At 42.8% G+C, this 24,277-nt stretch carries 26 protein-coding genes and 1 pseudogene; 13 read left to right on the forward strand and 14 right to left on the reverse strand.

The genetic code is table 11. From position 1 onward, the window contains the following. Positions 1–20: 20 nt before the first annotated feature. The 3 genes and pseudogenes from Xentx_RS04875 to Xentx_RS04885 form a co-directional block, all read right to left on the reverse strand. Positions 21–368, reverse strand: coding sequence for a YacC family pilotin-like protein (locus Xentx_RS04875; RefSeq protein WP_074019155.1), 348 nt, complete (start codon positions 366–368; stop codon positions 21–23). Between the two features lie 146 nt (positions 369–514). Continuing rightward, positions 515–793, reverse strand: a pseudogene (locus tag Xentx_RS04880) (IS1 family transposase); the annotation flags it as partial. Positions 794–827: 34 nt separating this feature from the next. After that, on the reverse strand, positions 828–1,307 hold the full coding sequence (locus Xentx_RS04885; RefSeq protein WP_074019156.1) for a MarR family winged helix-turn-helix transcriptional regulator: 480 nt from the start codon (positions 1,305–1,307) through the stop codon (positions 828–830). Positions 1,308–1,413: 106 nt separating this feature from the next. Between Xentx_RS04885 and Xentx_RS04890 the strand changes: the two genes are divergently transcribed. The 4 genes from Xentx_RS04890 to hpt all read left to right on the forward strand — a co-directional run bounded on the left by Xentx_RS04890 (position 1,414) and on the right by hpt (position 3,445). Further along, the gene (locus Xentx_RS04890) at positions 1,414–1,860 is read left to right on the forward strand and encodes a carboxymuconolactone decarboxylase family protein (protein ID WP_244149819.1); all 447 of its coding nucleotides are present in this window, start codon (positions 1,414–1,416) and stop codon (positions 1,858–1,860) included. Then, positions 1,857–2,129 carry a hypothetical protein gene (locus Xentx_RS04895; protein ID WP_074019158.1) on the forward strand — a complete coding sequence of 91 codons (273 nt, stop codon included), beginning with the start codon at positions 1,857–1,859 and terminating at the stop codon, positions 2,127–2,129. The genes Xentx_RS04890 and Xentx_RS04895 overlap by 4 nt, the downstream gene beginning before the upstream one ends. After that, positions 2,126–2,470 (forward strand): NAD(P)H-dependent oxidoreductase, encoded by a 345-nt coding sequence (locus Xentx_RS20065; RefSeq protein WP_244149820.1) that lies wholly within the window; start codon positions 2,126–2,128, stop codon positions 2,468–2,470. Before Xentx_RS04895 ends, Xentx_RS20065 begins: the two co-directional genes overlap by 4 nt. A gap of 435 nt (positions 2,471–2,905) precedes the next feature. Next, complete coding sequence (gene hpt / locus Xentx_RS04905) at positions 2,906–3,445, forward strand: hypoxanthine phosphoribosyltransferase (RefSeq protein WP_074019160.1); 540 nt, start codon at positions 2,906–2,908, stop codon at positions 3,443–3,445. Between the two features lie 97 nt (positions 3,446–3,542). Here the strand turns inward: hpt and can are convergent, their stop codons facing one another. After that, complete coding sequence (gene can, locus Xentx_RS04910) at positions 3,543–4,196, reverse strand: carbonate dehydratase (protein ID WP_074019161.1); 654 nt, start codon at positions 4,194–4,196, stop codon at positions 3,543–3,545. A gap of 184 nt (positions 4,197–4,380) precedes the next feature. On the opposite strand from can, the gene Xentx_RS04915 reads away from it, so the two are divergent. Both Xentx_RS04915 and Xentx_RS04920 read left to right on the forward strand, forming a co-directional pair. After that, positions 4,381–5,304: an ABC transporter ATP-binding protein gene (locus Xentx_RS04915; RefSeq protein ID WP_074019162.1), complete on the forward strand. Its 924-nt coding sequence runs from the start codon at positions 4,381–4,383 to the stop codon at positions 5,302–5,304. Further along, the gene (locus Xentx_RS04920) at positions 5,304–6,074 is read left to right on the forward strand and encodes an ABC transporter permease (protein WP_074019163.1); all 771 of its coding nucleotides are present in this window, start codon (positions 5,304–5,306) and stop codon (positions 6,072–6,074) included. The genes Xentx_RS04915 and Xentx_RS04920 overlap by 1 nt, the downstream gene beginning before the upstream one ends. A gap of 70 nt (positions 6,075–6,144) precedes the next feature. On the opposite strand, the gene panC is transcribed toward Xentx_RS04920, so the two are convergent. The 7 genes from panC to sfsA form a co-directional block, all read right to left on the reverse strand. Further along, the gene (gene panC, locus Xentx_RS04925) at positions 6,145–7,002 is read right to left on the reverse strand and encodes a pantoate--beta-alanine ligase (RefSeq protein WP_074019164.1); all 858 of its coding nucleotides are present in this window, start codon (positions 7,000–7,002) and stop codon (positions 6,145–6,147) included. A 39-nt stretch (positions 7,003–7,041) separates the two neighbouring features. Further along, entirely contained in the window at positions 7,042–7,833 is a 792-nt protein-coding gene (gene panB / locus Xentx_RS04930; RefSeq protein ID WP_074019165.1) for a 3-methyl-2-oxobutanoate hydroxymethyltransferase, read from the reverse strand. Positions 7,834–7,895: 62 nt separating this feature from the next. Continuing rightward, positions 7,896–8,378 (reverse strand): 2-amino-4-hydroxy-6-hydroxymethyldihydropteridine diphosphokinase, encoded by a 483-nt coding sequence (gene folK / locus Xentx_RS04935; RefSeq protein ID WP_074019267.1) that lies wholly within the window; start codon positions 8,376–8,378, stop codon positions 7,896–7,898. Between the two features lies 1 nt (position 8,379). Next, a complete protein-coding gene (gene pcnB, locus Xentx_RS04940; protein WP_208607541.1) occupies positions 8,380–9,738 on the reverse strand; it encodes a polynucleotide adenylyltransferase PcnB in 1,359 nt (452 codons plus the stop codon). Between the two features lie 308 nt (positions 9,739–10,046). After that, complete coding sequence (gene gluQRS, locus Xentx_RS04945) at positions 10,047–10,928, reverse strand: tRNA glutamyl-Q(34) synthetase GluQRS (RefSeq protein ID WP_074019167.1); 882 nt, start codon at positions 10,926–10,928, stop codon at positions 10,047–10,049. 55 nt (positions 10,929–10,983) lie between these two features. Then, complete coding sequence (gene dksA, locus Xentx_RS04950) at positions 10,984–11,439, reverse strand: RNA polymerase-binding protein DksA (RefSeq protein ID WP_074019168.1); 456 nt, start codon at positions 11,437–11,439, stop codon at positions 10,984–10,986. Positions 11,440–11,634: 195 nt separating this feature from the next. Further along, complete coding sequence (gene sfsA / locus Xentx_RS04955) at positions 11,635–12,345, reverse strand: DNA/RNA nuclease SfsA (protein WP_074019169.1); 711 nt, start codon at positions 12,343–12,345, stop codon at positions 11,635–11,637. 91 nt (positions 12,346–12,436) lie between these two features. On the opposite strand from sfsA, the gene hrpB reads away from it, so the two are divergent. Both hrpB and mrcB read left to right on the forward strand, forming a co-directional pair. Next, complete coding sequence (hrpB, locus tag Xentx_RS04960) at positions 12,437–14,947, forward strand: ATP-dependent helicase HrpB (RefSeq protein WP_074019170.1); 2,511 nt, start codon at positions 12,437–12,439, stop codon at positions 14,945–14,947. A 38-nt stretch (positions 14,948–14,985) separates the two neighbouring features. After that, the gene (mrcB, locus tag Xentx_RS04965; RefSeq protein WP_074019171.1) at positions 14,986–17,457 is read left to right on the forward strand and encodes a bifunctional glycosyl transferase/transpeptidase; all 2,472 of its coding nucleotides are present in this window, start codon (positions 14,986–14,988) and stop codon (positions 17,455–17,457) included. A gap of 82 nt (positions 17,458–17,539) precedes the next feature. Here mrcB and nadS read toward each other — a convergent pair whose 3' ends face one another. Together nadS and Xentx_RS04975 are read right to left on the reverse strand one after the other, a co-directional pair. Next, positions 17,540–17,830 carry a NadS family protein gene (nadS, locus tag Xentx_RS04970; protein ID WP_074019172.1) on the reverse strand — a complete coding sequence of 97 codons (291 nt, stop codon included), beginning with the start codon at positions 17,828–17,830 and terminating at the stop codon, positions 17,540–17,542. 5 nt (positions 17,831–17,835) lie between these two features. Continuing rightward, entirely contained in the window at positions 17,836–18,162 is a 327-nt protein-coding gene (locus tag Xentx_RS04975; protein WP_074019173.1) for a type II toxin-antitoxin system RelE/ParE family toxin, read from the reverse strand. Positions 18,163–18,385: 223 nt separating this feature from the next. Here Xentx_RS04975 and Xentx_RS04980 point away from each other — a divergent pair, with 223 nt between their 5' ends. Next, positions 18,386–19,126: a sulfite exporter TauE/SafE family protein gene (locus tag Xentx_RS04980; protein ID WP_074019174.1), complete on the forward strand. Its 741-nt coding sequence runs from the start codon at positions 18,386–18,388 to the stop codon at positions 19,124–19,126. A 65-nt stretch (positions 19,127–19,191) separates the two neighbouring features. Here the strand turns inward: Xentx_RS04980 and hemL are convergent, their stop codons facing one another. Then, positions 19,192–20,475, reverse strand: coding sequence for a glutamate-1-semialdehyde 2,1-aminomutase (gene hemL, locus Xentx_RS04985; protein WP_074019175.1), 1,284 nt, complete (start codon positions 20,473–20,475; stop codon positions 19,192–19,194). A 222-nt stretch (positions 20,476–20,697) separates the two neighbouring features. On the opposite strand from hemL, the gene erpA reads away from it, so the two are divergent. From erpA to Xentx_RS05005, 4 genes are all read left to right on the forward strand, one after another. Beyond that, complete coding sequence (erpA, locus tag Xentx_RS04990; RefSeq protein ID WP_074019176.1) at positions 20,698–21,042, forward strand: iron-sulfur cluster insertion protein ErpA; 345 nt, start codon at positions 20,698–20,700, stop codon at positions 21,040–21,042. 535 nt (positions 21,043–21,577) lie between these two features. Continuing rightward, the gene (locus tag Xentx_RS04995) at positions 21,578–22,198 is read left to right on the forward strand and encodes an L-tyrosine/L-tryptophan isonitrile synthase family protein (RefSeq protein WP_074019177.1); all 621 of its coding nucleotides are present in this window, start codon (positions 21,578–21,580) and stop codon (positions 22,196–22,198) included. Between the two features lie 268 nt (positions 22,199–22,466). After that, positions 22,467–22,955, forward strand: a complete 489-nt coding sequence (locus Xentx_RS05000) for a hypothetical protein (RefSeq protein ID WP_074019178.1) — start codon at positions 22,467–22,469, stop codon at positions 22,953–22,955. Positions 22,956–22,966: 11 nt separating this feature from the next. Then, entirely contained in the window at positions 22,967–24,139 is a 1,173-nt protein-coding gene (locus Xentx_RS05005) for an MFS transporter (protein WP_074019179.1), read from the forward strand. Positions 24,140–24,277: the final 138 nt, after the last annotated feature.

The raw sequence follows: 24,277 nt of genomic DNA on the forward strand, positions 1-24,277 counted from the left end.
CTTGGGAATATCAAAAGAGCCTATTTTATATACGAAAGCAGACTGAGGGAGTTCTTTGCAAGAGAGCGGCATTTAACCTCATGGGGTAAGTTGATTCCCTTTAAATCGTTGTAACCTAATTGATTTAGTTTTTGCATTAACTGGCTATCGTAGTTACTGAGATCCCACTTGTTACGTTGGGCAAAATAGATAATTGTACGCTTAATTTGAAAATCTGGGATTTGGCTATAGCCGCAGTCATGTTTTAGATAGATATAAACGGCTGTCAGATCGGCGAGATCTTCAGCTTCATTCTCAGACAGCGCTTTTGCTGGTTGAGTAAAACTAAACAGAACAAGAATGTACGCGAATAAGGCAATTTTTTGCATAATTTCTATTATACTGATTTTCTACCATTTTACTTAAATTAACATATTAATATCATTGGTAGCTAAGCTTTATTTACTTAATTTTTATAAAATTACCGTTTTTTCCACTGGTGAGAAAATTGGGTTGTACGGGTTATGACTACAATTTATTGATAGTGATGAATGTTCAGATAATATCCTATAACTCTGTCATGCATTGCTATGGATTTTGAAAAAGATAATGTTTTTCGAGTCAGTCTTGCCAAATGCTGACGAAGGTTCAGATTATGCCTCTCTATACGTTGGGTATAACGCTTACTGACCACATGCCGTTTCCCTGTCAATGCTTTTTCATAACTTTTCCAGCCATCTGTCATATAAATAACGATATTGAAAATGACACTCAATACCTGGTCGAGTGGCCTGTGGGTGAGATCTCCTCGGACTACTCGACCAACTAAGTATGCCCCGCTGCTGGATTTACATTGTGCCCAATTGTTTTGCAACTTGAACCAGCCATCGGCGAACTGCTATTTCATCGGCATCGCTTACACCTGCCAGCAGTACAGTTTCAGTTGGTTGGACCGCTGATTTGCAGCGAACAAGCAGTTCTCGACCTGCATCGGTGATCTCGATAATTTGAATTCGGCCATGCATTTTGTGTGGCCGCCGCAACACCATTCCGGCACGCTCTAAATTTCCGACAATGACGCTCATCGTTTGCGGTGTCAATAGTGATAAGCGGGCCAGTTCAGCCCCCGAAGCCTTGGGATATTCGGCAAGCATGGTCAGCACTGAAAATTGAGGCAGGGTCAAACCAATGTCCTGCAGTGCGCGTTCCATCCTTATCCTATGGGCTGCATGAGCCTGCCGCAGCAGATAACCGATATGGCCAGCCTCTCCTCGCTTACCTTCACCTATTTCTGGAATCGACGAGTTGTGTATTTTTAACTTGCGCATAATGTTAGAGTTCATATATTATTGTTCGTATTCTTATATTAGCAATTTGGAGTGCTTTATGGAATCTTTATTTGATCGACGAAGCGATTGGCCCTCTTTTGAACAAGTGGCGCCAAATGTTATCGCCGCACTAGGAATGCTGGGCAAGGCAGTTGACGACTCAGGGCTGGAAAAACAACTCACCGAACTACTAAAATTGCGAGTCTCCCAGTTAAATGGATGCGCATTCTGCCTCCAATTCCATTTGAATCTGGCACGCAAACTCGGCCTAGAACAGGCTAAAATCGACTTGGTAGCAACATGGCGAGACGCGGGTGTGTTTTCTGCTCGTGAGCGTGCCGCACTAGGTTGGGCTGAGGCACTGACCTTAATGGCACAACAGCACGTTACAGATGTTTTATATGATGAGGTTCGAGCCGCGTTCACCGAATCAGAAATCGCATTCCTGACTACCTCTGTGGGTGCAATCAATGCTTGGAATCGTATCGCAGGTGCTTTGCAGTTTTCTCCACCCATTCCGAAGGTTAAAATGACCGAGAGCGTGCGCCTATGAGTAAACAGAACTTAGTACTCCGCTCTGTCAGTAATGAAAAAGATGTTCGTTGTTGCTTCCAATTGATGCAGCAGCTCCGTCCACACCTCACGTCGGAGTCTGAATTTTGGGACCGTTGGCAACGTCAGTCAGCAGATGGCTATCATCTGGCCGGCTTGTTTGATGGAAGTACGCCAGTAGCATTGGCTGGCTATCGAGTGCAGGAAAACCTGATGCGCTCCGAGACTTGGTCGAAACTGCTGTACCACACGTTAGCGCCACATTTGTGAACGCAAGCTTAACGGCTGCGTCACAACGAGACAAGGCTCATCATCTGGCACTGGCGCTGTCAGAAGTACTGATCAACGAGCTTGATGCTGCCGATGTGGTCTTACTGTCCCTCCCGTTGCACAACTTTGCCGTACCTTCGGTGCTAAAAAGTTGGATCGATCATGTGGTGCGTCCAGATCGTACATTCCGATCAACTGGTATTGGAAAAGTAGGGCTACTGCGGGACCGACCTGTATGCGTATTACTAGCCTGCGAAACTTTCAGGTATTCGCGCTTGAAAACTGTAACCGTTCATCTCAAGTTCAGATGGAATCTCGTGTACGTTTCGAAGAATGGTTGACTGCGAAATCCTGGCCTTGGTGATAGGTGGATAACAGTAAGTGAGCTTTTCGAGGGAATGGGCGGTGCGCTGGGCAAAGTTGTACTGATCGTGTGTGCCGATATAAGGCACGGTTTTCCCGCTAATATGTGTTAAACTTAATTTGCTACCAGCGTTTTGCTCCGGCGACGTAATGACGGCAATCAGTACCGCAGAACATGCGGGATTTTAAGCCTGTAGAGGAACGGTGCAATCAGGCCGTCCGTTGAAGCAGGAACCCACCGAAGTGAGTCAGACTTTCGTCTGAACACCGTAGGAATCCTCGCCCTGAAGGGCGAGGAGGATGTCAAGTGTGCGTATTTGTGCGGCGAACTGTGTATCAATCGGTGTATCAGTTTTAAAGAGTTATCACATAACCTGACATGAATTTGTTATTAGAAACAAATGGTTATATTAATGAAGAAACATATTGTAGAAGTGATGATCTCCGAACAGGAGGTTAAGCAACGTATTGCTGAGCTGGGACAACAAATTACTGCGCACTATCGTAATAGCGATCGTGAATTAGTGTTAGTTGGCCTGTTGAGAGGATCGTTTATCTTTATGGCAGATTTATGTCGTGAAATTCAGGTTCCTCATGAAGTGGATTTTATGACTGCATCCAGCTATGGCAATGAGATGAGTTCTACCCGTGATGTGAAAATTCTCAAGGATCTGGATGAAGACATTCGTGGTAAAGATGTGTTGATCGTCGAAGATATTATTGACTCAGGCAATACACTGAACAAAATCCGTGAGATTCTCGCATTGCGTGAACCTAATTCACTGGCAATTTGTACTTTGTTGAATAAACCATCGCGTCGTGAAGTCGATGTGCCAGTTGAATGGATTGGTTATTCAATTGAAGATAAATTTGTAGTCGGTTACGGCATTGATTATGCACAGCATTATCGCCATCTGCCTTATATTGGGCATGTCACTCTGTTAGAAGATTAATTTTTGCGACAAACAGAAATAATCAATACGGCATAAACAAATGGCAGCTTTTTTGCTGCCATTTGTTTTTATAATTAATAGGTTGTCCTTCGATCTGCTATTTTGTCTGGGATAACTTGGAAATAGCCTGACGGTAATTGAGTTCCAATTTTTCACGACTGTCAGCTGTAATATCCAGATCATGTAATTCACCATCCTTTAAACCATATACCCAACCATGAATCATCACTTTCTGTCCACGTTTCCATGCAGATTGCATAATGGTTGAATGGCCGAGGTTGTAAACCTGTTCAATGACATTCAATTCACACAAGCGATTCAGCCTATCATTAGGAGGTAACTCACCAAGCATGGAACTGTGTTTGTACCACAAATCACGGATATGGAGCAGCCAGTTATTGATTAAGCCCAATTCAGTGCCATCCATGGCAGCTTCAATACCACCACAACCGTAGTGACCACAGATAATGATGTGTTCAACCTGTAAAACATCAACCGCATATTGTACAACAGATAAACAGTTTAAATCGGTATGGATCACAAGGTTAGCGACGTTTCGATGAACAAAAAGATCGCCTGGAGCTGCATCAATCAGTTTTTCGGCAGGTACTCGGCTATCAGAGCAGCCTATCCATAGAAAATGAGGTTTTTGCGCTTTTGATAATTCTTTAAAAAAAAGTGGGTTTTCTTCATTTACGGATTTTGACCACTGCTTGTTCCTGGCAAACAGTTCTTCAATTTTTCTCATCATAACAAATAGCCTGGTAACATTTTTGAGATAGAATCATATACAACATTAATTGAGAATTTAATATTTAATTGAAGAATGTTTTTTATTTCCCCCCTACCATTACTAAGAAATAGGGGAAAAATAATGGCATAATTTATATCTTGCAGCAGTCAGGAATAGCAAATAATAAAGGTATTTTTTACTTATGGCTTACGCATTAGAATTGACGCAGCTCACGAAAGTCTATGAAAGTGGAGTGAAAGCGCTGCGGGGAATTGATTTGCGTGTAGAAGCAGGTGATTTCTACGCGCTTTTGGGGCCAAATGGTGCTGGGAAATCTACCACGATAGGTATTATTAGTTCCTTGGTTAATAAAAGTGGGGGTAAGGTCAGGGTCTTTGGCTACGATATTGATACGGCTCTCGTCAATGCTAAACGGCAGCTTGGTCTTGTTCCACAGGAATTTAATTTCAACCCATTCGAGACGGTGATTCAGATTGTATTAAACCAGGCGGGATATTATGGTGTCCCGCGCAATGTGGCACTGGAGAGGGCGGAAACCTACCTTATTCAATTAGATCTATGGGGAAAGCGCAACGAGCGGGCAATTCGTTTATCTGGTGGTATGAAACGGCGTTTAATGATTGCCCGAGCCTTAATGCACCAGCCAAAATTGTTGATTCTTGATGAACCTACGGCGGGAGTGGATATTGAACTGCGCCGATCTATGTGGGAATTTTTGAAAGAATTGAATGCGCAGGGAACCACCATCATTCTGACGACTCACTACCTTGAAGAGGCTGAGATGCTGTGCCGAAACATCGGCATTATCCAACATGGCGAGCTGGTGGAAAACACAAGCATGAAAAATCTGCTTAGCCAACTTGAATGTGAAACATTCTTGCTCGATTTATCACCGAAAGGGGTAAAGCCTATTGTTGAAGGCTACGACTACCGTTTGATTGATGCAGTAACTCTGGAGGTGGATATAAAACGTGGGCAGGGATTAAATGATGTTTTCACCCAGCTAAGTACACAGGGCATACAAATTAGCAGCATGCGTAACAAAGCGAATCGTCTGGAAGAACTGTTTGTCGGACTAACCAATAATAATCAAGGAGATAGATAATGATCCAACTATATTGGGTGGCTCTGAAAACCATTTGGATTAAAGAGGTCACCCGTTTTGGTCGTATTTGGGTGCAGACATTACTGCCGCCTGTGATCACTATGTCTCTTTATTTCGTTATCTTCGGCAATCTGGTTGGTTCCCGCATTGGCGAAATGGGTGGCGTTGGTTATATGCAGTTTATTGTGCCAGGGCTGATAATGATGTCCGTGATCACCAACTCTTACGCTAACGTTTCTTCATCTTTCTTTGGCGCTAAGTTCCAGCATAGCATTGAAGAATTGCTGGTTGCTCCGGTTCCAACCCATGTCATCATTGCTGGATTTGTTGGGGGCGGGGTAGCTCGTGGGGTATGCGTTGGCATTCTGGTGACATTGGTTTCCTTATTGTTCGTACCGTTACAGATACATTCATGGGGAATGGTGGCAATCACTTTGCTGGCAACGTCGATCTTATTTTCATTGGCGGGGCTGTTGAATGCCATTTTTGCGAAAACATTCGATGATATTAGTATTATTCCAACATTTGTTCTGACACCGTTGACCTATTTAGGAGGCGTATTTTACTCCCTTACCCTGTTACCTACTTTTTGGCAAATAGTGTCAAAACTGAACCCGATCGTCTATATGGTCAGTGGTTTCCGTTATGGTTTTCTCGGTATTATGGATGTTTCTCTGGCGATGACATTAGGCATGTTGGGGATCTTTATTGCTGGATTCTATGCATTGGCCTGGTATCTCATTGAATCAGGGCGAGGGCTAAGAACTTAATGGCCAAAATATAATACTCCGCCGTTGATTGCGGCGGAGTGGTGGATACACACACATCCCACAATTAAAATCAGTCAGCCAAATCAACCTGCTGATTATCAATCAGTCGTGTTTTTCCTAACCATGCAGCCATCAGGATCACGGCTTTTTTACTTTGTGCTGTTAATGGCATCAGGTTTTCTGCATCACGGATAAATAACTCATCCGGCATAAAACCTTCTTCACGCAAATGTGCAGATGCCTGTTCAATGAGTCGTTCAGTATCCCGTTCGCCATTTTTCAGCCTTTCTGCCATAGATTGCATAATTTTGTTCAGCAAAGGCGCAGTTTTTTTCTCTTCAGCGGATAGAAGACTATTACGTGAGCTCAACGCCAATCCATTTTTATCACGGACGATCGGCACGGAAACCAATGTAATATCGTAAGCCATATCGGCAATCATCTTGCGGATAATCTGTAATTGCTGGAAATCTTTTTCGCCGAAATAGACCAGATCGGGCTGGATCAGGTTAAACAATTTGCTGACAACAGTAGTAACGCCACGGAAATGTCCTGGTCGGCTGGCGCCTTCAAGGATATGAGAGAGTTCTGGTACTTCGGTAAAAGTTTGATTGCCGTTTAAACCGTGTGGGTACATCTCGTTAACATTAGGGGCGAATACCAATTCGACGTTGCGACGGCTCAGTTTTTCGCAATCTTCCTGTAAAGTTCGAGGATAATTGACCAGATCGTCTTCTCGGTCAAATTGCATCGGATTGACGAAAATGCTGACGATAACGACGTCAGCCTGTGCTTTGGCAGTATCAACTAACGCCATGTGACCATCATGCAGGTTTCCCATCGTGGGAACGAAAGCAATACGCTTGCCCGCTTGGCGCCAGCGACGGATTTCTCGGCGTAAAATTGGGATCGTTTCTATAATCAGCATTGCTGTACTCCTTTAATTAGCCGTCATGCTGGAGAATAATCAGTTGAATGAGTGTGTCTGGTCGGGATAGGCACCGCTTTCTACTTGTTCAATGTATAGGCGGATGGCATCCCTTATATTGCCAGTTTCTTTGAGGAAGTCTTTGGCAAATTTAGGTGGTCTTGCGGTGATGCCCAAGGCATCATGCATAACCAGAATTTGACCGTCAGTCATATTGCCTGCTCCGATGCCGATAACCGGAATGTCCAGCGCTTCAGTGATACGTTGTGCCAGTGTAGTCGGAACACATTCTAACACCAGGAGTTGCATACCTGCTTTTTCCAAAGCAATAGCATCGTCAAGTAACTTTTGGGCTGAGGATTCATCACGCCCCTGAACTTTATAGCCACCGAGTACATTGACTGATTGTGGTGTCAGACCTAAATGACCGCAAACGGGGACGGCACGCTCGGTCAGCATTTTGACGGTATCACATAGCCAGTCTCCACCTTCAATTTTGACCATATTGGCACCAGAACGCATGAGTTCAGCCGCATTGTCAAAACTCTGTTCGGGGGTTGCGTAGCTCATGAAAGGCATATCTGCGATGAGAAAAGCACGAGGGGCACCAGCGCGAACACTTCGGGTGTGGTAGGAGATGTCTTCAATGGTAACCGGCAGGGTAGAGTCGAACCCCTGTATGGTCATGCCGAGTGAATCACCAATGAGCATGACACTAATGCCTTGTTCAGCGAAAAGGTGGGCGAAACTGGCATCGTAAGCTGTGATAGTTGCAAATTTGCGCTTTTCTTTTTTTAACTGACTTAAATCAGCCAAAGTTGTTGGTTTCATCATTCTCTCCTGAATAGTTATACCCTCTATTTTCAAGTTGCCTCTCTACTTTCTACTACAAGCTACAACCAAAGTGTCAGGCCGTTTTCTGGAACTTTTTTTAATTGCTCTGCCAGGGTTTCTCCATCGGGAAACACAAGATCTGGTGCGATTTCTGCAAGTGGATAGAGCATAAATTCACGCTGTTTTAACCCGTAGTGGGGAACAGTCAAGCGTTCAGTGTTGATGATGTGATTACCAAACAGCATGATATCCAAATCGAGTGTTCTGGGGCCCCAGCGTTCGCCCTTACGAACGCGTCCTTGTTCCAGTTCGATTGCTTGGGTGTGATCAAGCAATGCTTCTGGAGGTAATTGGGTTTCCAATGCGACGGCAAGATTGAGGTAATCTGGTTGATCCTGTGGTCCCATTGGTTTAGTTCGGTAAAAAGATGAGCGTACCACAAAAGTGGTATCAGGGATCTTGCTCAAGGCAGCAAGTGCGTTATTGACTTGCTGCAAAGGATCAGCCAGATTGCTGCCAATGGCGATATAGACTCGAGTCATATTAACCATTATTCCTATTCTGGCGAACGCGCCCACCACGGTGGGGGCGTGTCCTGCGGCGAATGGGTTCGCTGCCCAGTCCTGATATCATTTCGCGCTGTTGTGATGAAGTTGATTGTTGGAATGCAGTCCACCACTGCACCAATTCTTTCAGTTCATGGCGTGGTTCAATGCTGGCGCGTAATTCTAGTAAGTCATATGCAGCACGGAACTTCGGATGTTCCATCAATTTATTTGCTCGTCTTCCTTGACGGCGCGGCAAGCGAAGTTGAAGCAACCAGATATCGCGCATGGTTGTGGTATGGCGTTTCGGGATCGCAATGGAGCGGCACTGTTCATCAAGAATATCATTCATTGCTAACGCAAAGGCGTCGTAATACTGTAATCCGCCTTCTTGTGTCAATTTTTCCGCATGTTCAATCAATGGATACCATAACATGGCCGCAAATAAGAAAGCGGGGTTAACTCTCTTGTCACTTTGTAAGCGAAAATCGGTATTTTTCAGCACTTGTGCCAACAGCTTTTCCATTAACGAATCACCGCGTTGGGTGAAACCAGGTTGAATAAGCGGAAACAATGGCTGGAACAACTGATATTCGCGCAGCAGTTTATAAGTCTTGTAACCCTGTCCTGTCTGTAACAGTTTCAGAGATTCTTCGAACAGACGTGCCGCCGGAATATCTTTCAACAGAAATGCAAGGCGTGAGATAGGCTCAGCGGTAGCTGGCTCGATAGTCATATCCAATTTGCTGGCAAAACGGACAGCACGCAGCATACGCACGGGATCTTCCCGATAGCGAGTTTCTGGATCACCAATCAGGCGTATGATACCTGCGTTCAGATCTGCCATGCCACCAGCGTAATCCCGCAGTGCGAAATCTTCAATGCCATAATAGAGGCTATTAATCGTGAAATCGCGACGAACCGCATCTTCTTCTACTGAACCGAAAATATTATCCCGCAGTAACATGCCGCTTTGGGCTTTATGTGACTGGTTGCGGTCATTGTTTTCAATTTGATCATGTGGCCCGCGGAAGGTGGCAACTTCAATCACATCAGGGCCAAACATGATATGGGCAAGGCGAAAACGACGTCCGACAAGGCGACAATTACGGAACAGTTGACGAACTTGTTCAGGTGTAGCATTGGTTGCTATATCAAAATCTTTGGGTTTTTTGTGCAACAGTAGATCACGAACTCCGCCACCGACCAGATAAGCTTCAAAACCTGATTTATTTAGGCGATACAGAACCTTCAGGGCATTATCACTGATGTCCTTGCGTGAAATTGGGTGTTGTTCGCGTGGGATCACCGTGAGCGGAGAGTCCGAAGGCATTGCCTTTGCGAATTTTTTCTTCATTTTGTCGTTTTCGGCATGTGATGAAGATGAATGATTCCCTCTGCGACGTTTACGCAAAGAACTGCTCTCTGTTTGAGCAGAATGGTCAGATACGGTGACTGGCCTTTCACTGACTGCCGGTGTGTCGTGCTTTGCTCTGTGATCGCGGATTAGCAGATTACGGCAGAAAGTTGCTACTCGGTTAAAAATGGTACACCTCGGTAGTGACTGATCAATTAAAACAAAAAACAGCCGCCAATCATAACTTACTGGACATTTTTTGAGAATGCTTACAGTACCAATAGAAAGACTTTATTTAACTTAGTCTATTAGCTAGGTTTTTTTGGCGGAACCGCGTTGATATTCCAACCGACGATAGCCTGCTGTAGCAGTTGATCTGTCGTGAGATCCTGCCAGCCTGCGATAGTGGGTTGATTTAAAAATGATAACGCATCAATAAGCAATGGCCTTGGATCGCTCAATGGGATCGGCAGGGCATGATTTTGCTTAGAAAGTTTATTTCCCTCTTTATTTAGCACGAGAGGTAAATGCACATAATTTGGTGTTGCAGAATTCAAATGCTGATACAGAGATAGCTGGCGAACTGTGGGTTCAATTAAATCAGCTCCTCTGACAATTTCAGTGACACCTTGATAGTTATCATCAATAACAACGACAAGATTATAGGCAAATAAACCATCTTTGCGATAAATAATGAAATCTTCCTCGGCCATTTTCGTAGGAACAGTGATATGGCCTTGCAATTTATCGTAAAAACCGTAAATCGGATGGTGCTGTTTTAGACGAATTGCAGCGTTGTGAGCTGATAGATGTAAATGTTGGCAGTGGCCATCATAAAAGCCGCCTAATTGTTGGATACGTTGACGGGTGCAGGTGCAGTAATAGCTATCTCCTTGCTGTTTTAATTGATCGAGGACAGCACGGTAAGCATCATGACGCCGAGATTGATAGAGTACTTCGCCATCCCAATAAAGTCCGTAATGTTCAAGGGATTGCAATATCCGGTTGGCGGCTCCGGGAACTTCCCGTGGGGGATCAATATCATCAATACGCATCAGCCATTTTCCGTGGCAGGCACGGGCTTGCAGATAACTGCCTAGTGCAGTTACCAGAGAACCAAAATGGAGATCGCCAGAAGGAGATGGAGCAAAGCGCCCAATATATAACGAGGAGTGTCCAGATTGAGTCATAGTTGATTCAAAAAGGGGCATACGGCGCGTTTAGCGCCGTACTTAACCCTATTGGTTAGCCAGCCATTTGTTTTTCACGAATTTCGGCCAACGTTTTGCAGTCAATACATAAATCGGCTGTTGGGCGAGCCTCTAAACGGCGGATGCCGATTTCAATTCCACAGGCCTCACAATAGCCAAAGTCCTCTTCTTCGACCTTTTTCAGCGTTTTTTCGATCTTTTTGATCAACTTACGCTCACGATCCCGATTACGTAATTCAAGACTGAACTCTTCTTCTTGCGCCGCACGGTCAACTGGATCAGGGAAGTTTGCTGCCTCATCTTGCATATGAGATACAGTACGGTCTACTTCATCCCTGAGTTGATTGCGCCATGCTTCCAGAATCAGCTTGAAATGCTTTAACTGGGCATCGTTCATGTATTCTTCGCCTGGCTTTTCTTGGTAAGGTTCTACCCCAGCGATGGCGAGAATGCTCAAGGACGAGGTTTTACGTTTTTGCCCTTCTTGCATAATGCTTCTCCTTACACACGCACTATCAAACGACCCCCCAACAAGAGGGGGAAAAAAATAGGCCGCTATAAATAGCAGATGACTGCGAGGTTGGCAATTGTTCCTGCCATTAGTTTTGCAATGGTGTGAAGGCAGGCATGTTTACTGCCTAAATATGTTGCAAAACTCCTCTCGTCAGTATGATTTGTTTACAAATTATCCCATTGATAAGAAAGATAATTTGTCACTTAGAACCATCCCGTTTTCTGTCATGCTGGCCTTATAACAGATTACTTCGACCCCTGATTGACATGCTTGTTCCAAAAGAAAAGCATAATCATGGTCGATATGTTTTGCTGCTGCAACCTGACTAATCCCAGAATGTAAGACAGCAAATAACAAAACAGCCCGCTGGCCTTGTTGTGCTATCAATGATAGCTCACGTAAATGTTTTTGCCCTCGAATTGTGACAGCGTCGGGAAAATATCCATAATTTTCCTGTAACAATGTGACTGATTTGACTTCAATATAACAGTTAACCTTTTGTTTTGATTGTAATAATAAATCTATACGACTTTTCTCTTTTCCATAGCTAATTTCACGACTCATGTGCTCATATCCAGATAATTCTGAAATGGTATTTTTTTCAATAGCTTGATAGGCCAGGTCATTGGCTCTAAGGGTATTGACACAAATCCAGTGACCATCTTGAGTTTGCGTTAATTCCCAGCTATTAGGATACTTGCGTTTGGGATTATCGGATGTGGAGTACCACACAGTATCCCCTGGCGTGGCACATCCTGTCATGGCACCCGTATTGGCACAGTGTATGGTGAGTGTTTCTCCTTCTGGCGTGAGGACATCCGCAAGAAAGCGTTTATAGCGGCGGATTAAGGTAGCAGGCTTCAGGGGAGGTGAAAATTCCATAAACTTTCCTTCATAACCAGTGGGCGAATGAAATCAAAGGCGCTAATGCTACAATGGTATCCATTGAAAGTTAATTCATTATGGTGATCCTTTGTCATTGCCCATTTGTGACTTATTACCCATTTATGACGTAGTGGGGTCCGTTATTGCTGCGTTGCAAACGTCGAAGCAGGTGTTATTACATGCACCAACGGGAGCTGGAAAATCGACCGGATTGCCATTGGAGATTTTACAGCAAGCGCAGTTGTCGGGGCGCGTCATTATGCTGGAACCGCGGCGTATTGCTGCACGTAGTGTGGCTGAACGTCTTGCTGAACAACTCAATGAACCTGTTGGTATGACCATAGGCTACCGGATGCGTTCAGAAACCAAAGTCAGTGCTGCAACACGGCTTGAAGTTGTGACCGAAGGGATTCTGACGCGTATGCTGCAACAAGATCCTGAATTGAGCGGTGTTTCTCTGGTAATTCTTGATGAATTTCATGAACGTAGCTTACAGGCTGATCTTGCATTGGCATTGTTGTTGGATGTACAGGAAGGGTTGCGTGATGATTTGCGTATCTTGGTGATGTCGGCAACATTGGATAACCAGCGTCTTTCTTCTTTATTACCTGATGCACCTGTGATTGTGTCAGAAGGGCGTAGTTATCCGGTAATGAGGTCATATCATCCACTTCCTTCTCATCAACCTTTTGAACAATCAGTTGCATCGGCGGTATTGCGGTTATTGCAGCAGGAGACGGGATCGTTGTTGCTGTTTCTGCCTGGTATCGGTGAAATTCAACGGGTGTTGTCGCAATTGGAAGGCAAGATCAATGACGATACGCTGTTGTGTCCATTGTATGGTGCATTGTCGTTGTCAGAACAACGCAAGGCAATCACGCCAGCGCCAGTGGGGATGCGTAAGGTCGTACTCGCTACCAATATTGCCGAAACCAGTTTGACGATTGAAGGTATCCGATTAGTAGTAGACAGCGGACTGGAACGATCTGGCCGATTTGAACCGAAGAGTGGCCTGACGCGTTTGATTACCCAACGCATCAGCCAGGCATCTATGGTTCAGCGAGCAGGGCGGGCTGGACGAGTAGAGGCAGGTGTTTGTTGGCACTTATTTAGTCAGGATCAGGCAGAAAGAGCCAGAGAGCACAGCGAGCCAGAGATCTTACATTCAGATCTAAGTGGATTACTGCTCTCTTTATTGCAGTGGGGATGCCGTGACAGCACCCACCTTCATTGGCTGGACAATCCACCACAACCCGCATTGGCTGTTGCAGAATCTCTGTTGCTGCGTCTGGGGGCGTTGGACGATCACCTGCAACTGACTTCCCGTGGTTGGCAAATGGCGGAATTCGGCAGTGAACCGCGGTTGGCTGCCATATTGTGTTCAGCCAAGGAGAGCGAAGGTAAAGGAGGAGAAGGAAGTGCAGCATTAATAACAGCAGCGAAATTAGTTGCCATTCTGGAAGAACCCCCGCGTCGTGGACAGCCTGATCTTCTCTATTGGATGACGGAGAATCAGCGTCATTGGCAGCAGCGAGCTAATCAGCTCGTCAGGAATTTTGCAAATCAACTGGCGGATAAAAATGAGACACAGCGCGTTGCAAGCCATGCTAAGAACCTCAGATTGGATCTTGTACCTGAACTATTGGTACAGGGTTTCCCAGATCGGATTGCCAAAAACCGCGATAATCTTGGGCGTTTTCAGTTAGCCAATGGCTTGGGGGTAGCACTGGAACGTGAAGAGCCACTTTCGGGAGAAACCTGGTTGGTGGCTCCCTCGTTACAGCAAGGAAGTAGCCAGCCTGAGGCGCGAGTTTTACTTGCTTGTCCATTGGACATTGAACAGACCATAAAACAGCACCCTCTTCTGTTTACTGAACATACAACTGTAGAGTGGGATGATAGTAAAGGTTCGTTACGGGCGTGGAAGCGTTTGCAATGTGGGCGATTAATTGTCAAAGCACAGCCATTGGCAAAGCCTTCGTCATCGGAATTACAGGAAGCCTTGCTGAATTGGGTCAGGCAGGAAGGATTATCGGCATTGAATTGGTCACAGGAAGCGTTGCAGTTGCGTATTCGTCTGCAAAGGGCGACAGAATGGTTACCGGAGGTGGAGTGGCCTGCGGTTGATGACGAAGCGTTGTTGAACTCCCTTGAACAGTGGTTGCTTCCTGCTTTGGATGATGTTGATGACTTGAAAGGCTTGCGCCAGATTGAATTGTCCCCCTGTTTGATAGGGTTGCTTGATTGGCAACAACGGCAAATACTGGATAATGAATTGCCTACTAATTACACTGTGCCAACTGGGAGCAGGATCGCTATCCAGTATTTCCATGATAAACCTCCTGTACTGGCAGTGAGAATGCAGGAAATGTACGGAGAGCAGCAAAATCCAGTATTGGCGAAAGGACGGGTTCCGGTTGTCATTGAGTTGTTATCTCCTGCCCATCGTTCATTACAGATCACGCAAGACCTCGCTGCGTTTTGGCAGGGAACTTATCGTGAGGTGCAAAAAGAGATGAAAGGGCGTTACCCCAAACATTTATGGCCTGATGATCCTGCCAACACGGCACCGACCAGGCGTGTGAAAAAACAGATGTAATTGTTTCAGTTAATTAATAAACATTTGGAGAATTCGGTATGTCTGATGATGATCGTCAGCCAATCGGACGCAAGGGTAAAAAATCTGAACTTCGTCGTGGGCAAACATCTAACCAACGCGATCGGCGGGATAACTATGATAAAAATGATGATTTTAATGATGATGATGAGGATGAAGTCATGACTAAAAAAGGGAAGAACGCCCGTAGTCCTAAGTCCCGCCCACCTAAAAGAGGCGGGCATTGGTTTTTGTGGTTGCTGCTAAAGATCTTTATTGTGTTAGCGGTACTCATTGTCATTTATGGTTTCTATCTGGATAACAAAATTCGCGAGCGTATTGACGGAAAAGTCTGGGATTTACCGGCAGCCGTGTACGGACGGATGGTCAATCTTGAACCTGGCATGAATTACAGCAAGAACGAAATGATCCACCTGCTGGAAGGTATGCAATATCGAAAAGTGACAAAAATCACCAGAGCAGGTGAATTTGTAGTCAGGGGGAATAGCATAGAGATGCTACGCCGCCCGTTTGATTTTCCTGATGGTAAAGAAGAGCAAATTCAGGCACGACTGACCTTTGATAATAACCACCTAGCCAGCATTGAAAACATGGAAAACCAACGCCAGTTTGGTTTTTTCCGCCTTGATCCGAAATTGATCACTATGATGCAATCGCCGAATGGTGAACAGCGTCTGTTTGTCCCGCGTTCCGGTTTTCCTGATTTGTTGGTTCAGACTTTGCTGGAAACAGAAGATCGGCACTTTTATGAACATGATGGCGTCAGGCCGTTCTCCATTGCCCGTGCGGTTTTAGCTAACTTGACGGCGGGACGTACAGTTCAGGGGGGCAGCACCCTGACGCAGCAATTAGTGAAAAACTTGTTCCTTTCCAACGAACGTACCTTGAGCCGTAAAGCGAATGAGGCGTACATGGCGTTGCTGATGGACGCACGTTATAGCAAGGATCGCATTCTGGAATTGTACTTGAACGAAGTTTTTTTAGGACAAAGTGGTGATGAGCAGATCCATGGTTTCCCATTGGCGAGTTTGTACTATTTTGGGCGTCCGGTTGATGAACTGAGTTTGGATCAGCAGGCGTTGCTGGTGGGAATGGTCAAGGGAGCTTCGTGGTATAACCCATGGCGCAATCCTAAGTCCGCGTTGGAGCGGCGCAATATCGTTTTGAAAATCCTCCAAAACCAAAAAATTATCAATCAGGAACTGTATGATCTACTCAGTGCCCGTCCGTTAGGCGTAAAACCGAAAAGCGGGGTGATTACGCCACAGCCAGCCTTTATGCAATTGGTGCGTCAGGAATTGCAGGAAAAGATGGGTGATAAAGTCAATGATTTGTCAGGGGTGAAGATCTTTACGACCCTCGATCCTGTTTCGCAGGATGCGGCGGAAAAATCGGTTGAAGAGGGCATTGCTGCCCTGCGAAAAGTACGCAAGATTGATGACTTGGAAGGGGCGATGGTCGTTGTTGATCGTTTCAGCGGTGAGGTTCGTGCTATGGTTGGCGGCTCCCAGCCACAATATGCCGGATTTAACCGAGCCTTGAATGCCCGTCGTTTAATTGGCTCGCTTGCCAAACCCGCCACTTATCTGACGGCATTGAGCCAGCCGGATAAATATCGTCTGAATACCTGGCTGGCAGATGAACCTATCTCTATCCCTCAGGCGGGTGGAAAGCCCTGGGAACCGAAGAATTTTAGCCGTATTTTCAGTGGGCGTGTCATGTTGATCGACGCGTTAGCACGTTCGATGAATGTCCCGACAGTGAATTTGGGGCTGGATGTTGGGTTAGATCGTATTGCCAGCACCCTGATTGCACTGGGTATTCCCGCGAAAGAGATCCAACAGAACCCTTCTATGTTGTTGGGCGCGATTAACCTAACGCCAATGGAAATGGCACAAGAATTCCAGACGATTGCCAGCGGCGGCAATCGGGCGAAACTCTCTGCGTTGCGCTCCATCACTGCTGAAGATGGCACGGTGCTTTACCAGAGCTATCCACAGGCAGAGCGAGTTGTGCCGCCACAGGCCGCCTATCTGACGCTATATGGTATGCAGCAAGTCATAGCACGAGGTACAGGACGTTCTTTGATTGGAAAATATGGTAAATACAATCTGGCGGGGAAAACCGGAACAACCAATGATCTGCGTGACAGTTGGTTTACAGGTATTGATGGCAAAGAAGTCACGATTGTTTGGACTGGACGTGATAACAATGGCCCAACCAACTTAACCGGAGCAACGGGTGCACTGACGATTTACCGTCGTTATCTGGAACATGAAACGCCACTGGAACTGAATAACCGTCCACCAGAAGGTATTGCGGATATGTCAGTTAATGAAGATGGCAGTTTCAACTGTGAGGGAGGCGGTATCAGAGTATTGCCAGTTTGGACTGATGACCCACAGAGGCTGTGTCAGCAATCGGTACAACAACCGATAGAGGAGAATGAAGAAGAAGCGCCTGGCTGGCTACGTGAGATGTTTGGTCAGTGATAATTTTTTGATAAATAATAAAATATAGCTCCCGACTCGAAAATGAGTAGGGAGCTTAATTAAATGAACTATCTTTGGGGAACTAGGTTAAACGCAATGTTTCAACCAAATCTGGTTTTAGTTCAATCATACGCAAAAGTTTTAAACTGCTACCTGCGGGAGTTCTTCGATGTTGTTCCCAGGCTTGTACAAGGGAGGGGGATACTCCCATAAGTCTTGCAAATTCGTCTTGTTTAAGACCTGTATGTATACGTATAGCCTTTACATCAGGAATAGCTAACTTAGTGATTTTCGTTGGTTCTAACTGCCCTTTATGAATAGCTACTGCCTCTTTTGCGGAGGCAAGTAAATCGTCAAAAAGTTCTTTACGCATAATAATTACTCCTTGAAGCCAGCAACAACCGCTTTAAGTTGGGCTTTCTCCGCATTAGTTAGACTGTCTTTTTCGCTTTTGGAATACAACAAAAGCAAATAAAGTTTTCCTGCTGTGCTGTAATAATAGTAAATTGCTCGAACACCGGAACTTTTGCCAGTATCCTGTTTTGCCCACCGAATTTTCCGACAACCTCCAGTACCTACGATGACTGCGCCAGCTTCAGGATCTGTCAGTAAATAAGACTGAAACTCTTTGTATTCATCGTCTGTAAGTAGTTTCTTGCATTCCCTTGTAAATACAGATGTTTCTATAAATTCAAGATATTCCATTGGCTTGACTCCCACTCTGTAAGAGTGAATTGTAGTCTTACAAAGTAAGGCTTGCAAGTTTCTGCGTTGTTGTTTATTTATTTAGGTGGTATGGATATCGATATTTGATTGATGAAACCTTATTATTTAACTCTTGATGATCAGATCTGATTGCAATGAAAAGAATTAAAATGAAACAATGGGGTAAACCCAATGAACTATATTGAATCAGGGGCATAACACCTTGAATATCCTTATTTTATCCTTACTCTTTATTACCGCTGCATTATTGCATGGTATCAGCGGGATCGGTTTTCCGATAGCCAGTACGACAGCATTAAGTCTATTTATGCCATTAAAAGAGGCGGTTGTATTAGCCTTATGGCCGACATTATTGGTGAATATCTTAAGCGTTATTTCAGGTGGAAAGATTGGTAAGATATTCCATAAATATGGCTTATTGGCACTTTTTTCATTAATTGGCAGTGTTATCGGAGCGAAACTTTTATTTTTAATTAATCCGGCCTACTTGCAATTATTATTAAGTGGTGTCATTGCATTTTATATTGTCAGCAGTACTCGTAGCCGTCATTTCCGTTTGCCAGACAATCCAGTTATTTTGTCGCTGTTTGGTTTAGCTGCTGGGATTATTGGTGGGGCAACCAATGCGATGTCACCTATCCTGATTATGTGTTTATTAGCAATGAGCAGTGATCGCCATGAAATTGCACGGGCAGCTAATCTGTGCTTTTTAGTTGGCAAGATCAGTCAATTAGCGGTGTTACGCCAGGAAGCGTTCGAATTGTTTTCTTCAGATTATTTATGGCCGATACTCATATTAACAGCATTATCTTTGCTTTCTCTCTTTATTGGTACACGCCTAAGATCGCGTATCAGCCAACACCATTTTCGCTGGTTAATGTTGATATTACTTGGCGTGTTGGCGGTGATGTCAGCTATTCAGGCGATACGAACTTTGGTATGAATATTTATCCAGACGCCACTGAAATGGAAAACAGTGACGTCTGGGATTTCGGGAAGTTGAATATTTTATTTCAGTTTTGCAAAACAACGTGCTGCCACATCAACAGTACGTTGGATATCTTCCTCTGAATGAGCGATGGACATAAAACCCGCTTCAAACGCAGAAGGAGCCAGATAGATACCTTCATCCAGCATCAAGTGGAAGAACCGCTTGAAACGTTCTACATCACACTTCATGACATCCTGATAACAGGTAACGCTTTCCGCATCGGTAAAGAAGATACCGAACATGCCGCCAACGTGGTTTACTACCAGCGGGATGTCGGCTGCTGATGCCGCATTTTTTAAACCAGCCGCCAGTTTGTCGGTCAGTTCGCTCAAGCGCTGATGAACACCAACCTGAGCCACTTCTTTCAAGCAAGCAAGGCCAGCCGCCATCGCGATGGGGTTGCCCGAAAGGGTTCCGGCCTGATAAACAGGGCCAGTTGGAGCCAGTTTTTCCATGATTTCCAGACGGCCACCAAAAGCACCTACAGGCATACCGCCGCCGATGATTTTGCCAAGAGATGTCAAATCTGGCTTAACATCGTAATATTCTTGTGCACCACCTAGTGCGACACGAAAACCTGTCATCACTTCGTCAATAATGAGCAGGGCACCAAATTCATCACACAACTTACGCAGACCCGGTAGGAATTCTGGTAACGGTGGAATGCAGTTCATATTACCTGCGACGGGTTCGACGATAATACAAGCGATTTCTTCTGGATATTTTTCGAAGGCTTCACGGACAGAATTCAGGTCATTGTAAACACAAGTCAGGGTGTGTTTAGCGAAATCAGCGGGAACGCCCGGAGAATTTGGCTGACCAATCGTCAGGGCACCCGAGCCGGCTTTTACCAGCAAACAATCGGCATGGCCGTGGTAGCAACCTTCGAATTTGATGATTTTGTCACGGTGAGTATAACCACGAGCCAGACGAATGGCGCTCATAGTGGCTTCTGTACCTGAGTTCACCATACGAACCATATCCATGGAAGGCACCAGTTCAGTGACCAGTTTTGCCATTTCCACTTCGGCAGCGGTTGGTGCGCCAAAACTCAAACCACGTTCAGCGGCCTCAATGACGGCGTTGCGGATAGTCGGGTGGTTATGTCCAAGAACCATTGGCCCCCATGAACCGACATAATCGATATAGGCATTGCCATCAACATCATAAAGGTAAGCACCATTAGCACGTTGAATAAAGACGGGGGTCCCACCAACACCGTTAAAAGCACGTACAGGTGAATTGACTCCACCAGGGATCACATGTTTTGCCTGAGAGTAAAGTATTTCGGACTGGCTCATTAATAAAAGCTCCTGAAAAATAGCGGGATATGGGAATTCCATTCTAAATTACCCCGATAGGGAAGCCAAATCATCATATGCTCTTCATCTTTCGAGTCATTGCATTCATGTGGCAAAACTTGAACGAATCAGTCAGGTATTGGATAATCTCGGCTAACTGATCAGAAAGCATAAAATAACTTTCCGAGAATTTTTACCGGAAAACCGGACTGGAGTAAAAGTATGAGCGATGATGCTGCATTGCCTTTGCAGTTTACTGATGCCGCAGCCAATAAAGTCAAAGTACTGGTTGCTGATGAAGATAACCCGAACCTGCGCCTGCGGGTTTACATTACCGGTGGTGGTTGTAGCGGTTTCCAGTATGGATTCACTTTCGATGACCAAATTAACGAAGGTGATATGACCATTCAGAAACAAGGGGTTGAATTGGTTATTGACCCAATGAGTTTGCAATATTTGATAGGCGCATGTGTGGATTATACAGAAGGACTGGAAGGTTCCCGTTTTGTTGTTTCCAATCCGAATGCAAAAACCACTTGTGGCTGTGGTTCTTCTTTCAGTATCTGATTGGAAAACTCACTGTTGTAATCAATGGCCTCTTGTTTAAGAGGCCATTTTGCAAGATACCTTCATATTTCCGACGAAATCAATTATGGCTGGCGAAACTTTTTAATAATGTTGATCACCAATCCAGACATAATGAAAAATGCATCCAGTGTATTCAGTCACCCTGAGTTTTCTCCGATGAACAGGAATGTAAATAGAATATGCATGCTGTGTGGTTGAAACTGATTATCAAAGGTGGAGAGTAGTTTGGTTTCATACAATTAAAAAATAATCTTATATTTATCATAGTATTATGTTTACATTTTTATCAGCGATTATAATAAATTTTGTTATACTATAGGAATGGCATTATAGTATCTTTATTAAATGTTATAAGTTAACATTTAAAAATGGTGGTCATGATTTTAAAAAATATGGTTAATTTTGTTTTTAATAAAATAATGTGGTTTTGGTTTTTATCTTATGGGAAATATTTAAATTAAATTAAATTAAATTAATTTGAATTTTTGTTTTTTTATTAAAGAATGGAAATAAAATGAGATTAAATAAAGAGCAAAGAAAGACACAAATATCCAGTTCTCATCGACTTATTGAGATGACGAAAAAGATCAGGCATCGACTAAGTATAGAAGAGGTGTATGGAAAAGATTTTGAATATATTGATCGTGATTATTTTTGTAATTGGATAATTCCAGAATTAAAGCATAAGTTTAATACTAGTATATCAAAGCGACAAACAGCTTTGCTAAGAAGAATAAGAGATAAAAAATCTAATTATGAGGTTAATAAGCTAACCGTTTATGAGTACGCAGCTGAAGCTTTGTTTGATAGCTATTTCTTTAAGAATAATGGTGATTATGTTACTCCAAAACATACTGTTAATTTAATTAAAAAATCGATTGAATATAAAGATAAGATATGTCTGGTGATGCCAATTTTATCCAGAAAACCTATTTCACCAATAAAGAATAAAGGATATTTCCCAGACTTAGGCGAGATAAATACATTATTAAGATTTGCAAAAATAGCTAAAATGATAAGTAACATTTCTAATTTTAAATGTGAATTTTTAGTTTTAGCTGATGGTAATAAGTACAATAGAGCATGTGGAACACCAAAAAGTATAGTTGATAATTATCAAATGTCACTTAATTAATGGGTAAAGGCTTTAAATATTTCAGATATTGTAAAAATATGTGACTATGAAGAGTGGGTATTAGAAAATAAAGAAAGTAACTACATTGATAAAAGGGAGTCAATGTATATTAATATTTATAACTCTTTGTCAAAAAAATTTGACCCTATGTTTTGTTGCAATGATCTGAATAGTACATTAGAGAAAATAAAGCAGACTAGTGATTTAGGTAATCAAATTAATTACACGTATTGGTCTATTTTAACATCTGTTCATTATGATTCTATTTATGGAGAAACAAATTATAAAGATATTTATAATAATAGAGAAACTCAAAACTTATATATATCGTTCATTTGATAATACAATAGATTATTTTAGAGAAATAACAATGCAGTCCACAATAAAATACTTATCAATCCATTTAATTAACGGTGTTGAAAAAATATTAAAAAATGAATTTTATAGTGATTGTATAAGGCTAACAGTTCATGTAAAAAATGATAGAAATGATATACCTGCCATTTATACTTTAGGAAAAATAGGAGGAAATAAACTCTCTCAACATGTTTGTATGTCAGTTGTTGATGGTGTTATACTGTTTTCAACAGTATTGGAATTATATAAAAATGACAAAATAAAAAAATATTTCCTACCAACAGATTGGAAAGGATTATTTCATTGGTTAAATAGTGAAAATCAACCTCTTTTATATTCTAATGACAATATAAGTCATGCATTTTCAAATATTCTATCTATACCTTTGATTAAAATGTGAAAGTGGTAAAAATGAATAAAAAATATATAAATTTAACTCTTCTTTTTATATGTCAGGGGCTTAATGGTTCAATTATTTCCCTGCTAACATTAACATCGACATTAGTTGGCAAGACATTAGCCCCTATTGATTACTTATCTACATTACCAATAACTGCAACAGTTTGTGGTGCTGCTTTGATGGTTTATTATGCTTCCATGCTAATGGAAATATATGGAAGAAAAATAGCTTTTATTATTGGTAATATTATAGGAATAATAGGCAGTGGATTGGCAGGTATATCTATTATTTACCAGTCATTCCTTATGTTTATATTTGGAGCACTCATATTAGGGTGCTCAACTGTATTTAACCAATATTACAGATTTGCTTCGGCTGAAATATTTGATGACGAATTGAATAAAAAAAGAGCCATATCAATTATTATTGGTGGTGGAGTTTTTGGGGGAGTATTAGGTCCTTTTTTAGCTATGAAAGGTGAATATATATTTCCTGATTATCATTTTTTGGGGACATTCTTATTAATAGCTATAGTATGTGTTGTTGTAATTATTCTTCAATCATTTGTTTATTTTCCTATGGGGTTTAAAAAAGAAATAATTAACACACAATGTAACACCGATTATAAAAATGACAACCTTGCTGATTTATTAAAATCAAGGTTGTTTTTTTTAGCAACAAGTAGCTGTGCTATAGGATTTTCATTGATGACATTATTAATGAACTCTACTCCTTTAGCTATGTTGCATGCTAAATTTGAAGTGGAAGATAGTGCATTAGTTTTACAGTGGCATTTCTTTGCTATGTATGCTCCAGCGTTAATACTCCCATTTCTTGTCAATAAATTAAAAACAACAAATATAATCTTACTTGGAGCTTTGTTTTTTATAATTGGGATGATTATAGCTATTTTTATAGATGGATTTCATGGTTTTCTATTTTCATTATTTTTTGTTGGGTTAGGATGGGCATTTATGTTTAATGGTGGGACATTCCTGCTTAATGAGTTTGTAAACAGTAAATTCAAACATAAATTACAGGGGATAAACTCATTGGTAGTTTATCTGTCTAATATGATTTCATCATTATCTGTAGGGATCGTGATGAGTTATCCAGGAGGATGGAATATTTTAAATTCTGTTGGTATCATATTAATTGTTATATACACTATTGTTTTTTTATAAAAAGCAAAAAATTATCAAATGAATAAATATCTAATGTTAAATTAGAGTAATAAATAATAGCCCTGTAGTAATATGCAGGGCGTGAACATATTTTATCAATGTTTATTTAATGGGGAATAATTACAGTATCTGATAATT

Origin of the sequence: Xenorhabdus thuongxuanensis (assembly GCF_001908095.1) — a bacterium.
Lineage (GTDB): Bacteria > Pseudomonadota > Gammaproteobacteria > Enterobacterales > Enterobacteriaceae > Xenorhabdus > Xenorhabdus thuongxuanensis.

Excerpts from the sequence above, each read along its gene's own strand:
- Xentx_RS04875 (WP_074019155.1), bottom strand. The coding sequence starts at position 368 with ATGCAAAAAATTGCCTTATTCGCGTACATTCTTGTTCTGTTTAGTTTT.
- Xentx_RS04885 (WP_074019156.1), bottom strand. The coding sequence starts at position 1,307 with ATGCGCAAGTTAAAAATACACAACTCGTCGATTCCAGAAATAGGTGAA.
- Xentx_RS04895 (WP_074019158.1), top strand. The coding sequence starts at position 1,857 with ATGAGTAAACAGAACTTAGTACTCCGCTCTGTCAGTAATGAAAAAGAT.
- hpt (WP_074019160.1), top strand. The coding sequence starts at position 2,906 with ATGAAGAAACATATTGTAGAAGTGATGATCTCCGAACAGGAGGTTAAG.
- can (WP_074019161.1), bottom strand. The coding sequence starts at position 4,196 with ATGATGAGAAAAATTGAAGAACTGTTTGCCAGGAACAAGCAGTGGTCA.
- Xentx_RS04915 (WP_074019162.1), top strand. The coding sequence starts at position 4,381 with ATGGCTTACGCATTAGAATTGACGCAGCTCACGAAAGTCTATGAAAGT.
- Xentx_RS04920 (WP_074019163.1), top strand. The coding sequence starts at position 5,304 with ATGATCCAACTATATTGGGTGGCTCTGAAAACCATTTGGATTAAAGAG.
- panC (WP_074019164.1), bottom strand. The coding sequence starts at position 7,002 with ATGCTGATTATAGAAACGATCCCAATTTTACGCCGAGAAATCCGTCGC.
- panB (WP_074019165.1), bottom strand. The coding sequence starts at position 7,833 with ATGAAACCAACAACTTTGGCTGATTTAAGTCAGTTAAAAAAAGAAAAG.
- folK (WP_074019267.1), bottom strand. The coding sequence starts at position 8,378 with ATGACTCGAGTCTATATCGCCATTGGCAGCAATCTGGCTGATCCTTTG.
- pcnB (WP_208607541.1), bottom strand. The coding sequence starts at position 9,738 with ATGAAGAAAAAATTCGCAAAGGCAATGCCTTCGGACTCTCCGCTCACG.
- gluQRS (WP_074019167.1), bottom strand. The coding sequence starts at position 10,928 with ATGACTCAATCTGGACACTCCTCGTTATATATTGGGCGCTTTGCTCCA.
- dksA (WP_074019168.1), bottom strand. The coding sequence starts at position 11,439 with ATGCAAGAAGGGCAAAAACGTAAAACCTCGTCCTTGAGCATTCTCGCC.
- sfsA (WP_074019169.1), bottom strand. The coding sequence starts at position 12,345 with ATGGAATTTTCACCTCCCCTGAAGCCTGCTACCTTAATCCGCCGCTAT.
- mrcB (WP_074019171.1), top strand. The coding sequence starts at position 14,986 with ATGTCTGATGATGATCGTCAGCCAATCGGACGCAAGGGTAAAAAATCT.
- nadS (WP_074019172.1), bottom strand. The coding sequence starts at position 17,830 with ATGCGTAAAGAACTTTTTGACGATTTACTTGCCTCCGCAAAAGAGGCA.
- Xentx_RS04975 (WP_074019173.1), bottom strand. The coding sequence starts at position 18,162 with ATGGAATATCTTGAATTTATAGAAACATCTGTATTTACAAGGGAATGC.
- hemL (WP_074019175.1), bottom strand. The coding sequence starts at position 20,475 with ATGAGCCAGTCCGAAATACTTTACTCTCAGGCAAAACATGTGATCCCT.
- erpA (WP_074019176.1), top strand. The coding sequence starts at position 20,698 with ATGAGCGATGATGCTGCATTGCCTTTGCAGTTTACTGATGCCGCAGCC.
- Xentx_RS04995 (WP_074019177.1), top strand. The coding sequence starts at position 21,578 with ATGAGATTAAATAAAGAGCAAAGAAAGACACAAATATCCAGTTCTCAT.
- Xentx_RS05000 (WP_074019178.1), top strand. The coding sequence starts at position 22,467 with ATGGAGAAACAAATTATAAAGATATTTATAATAATAGAGAAACTCAAA.
- Xentx_RS05005 (WP_074019179.1), top strand. The coding sequence starts at position 22,967 with ATGAATAAAAAATATATAAATTTAACTCTTCTTTTTATATGTCAGGGG.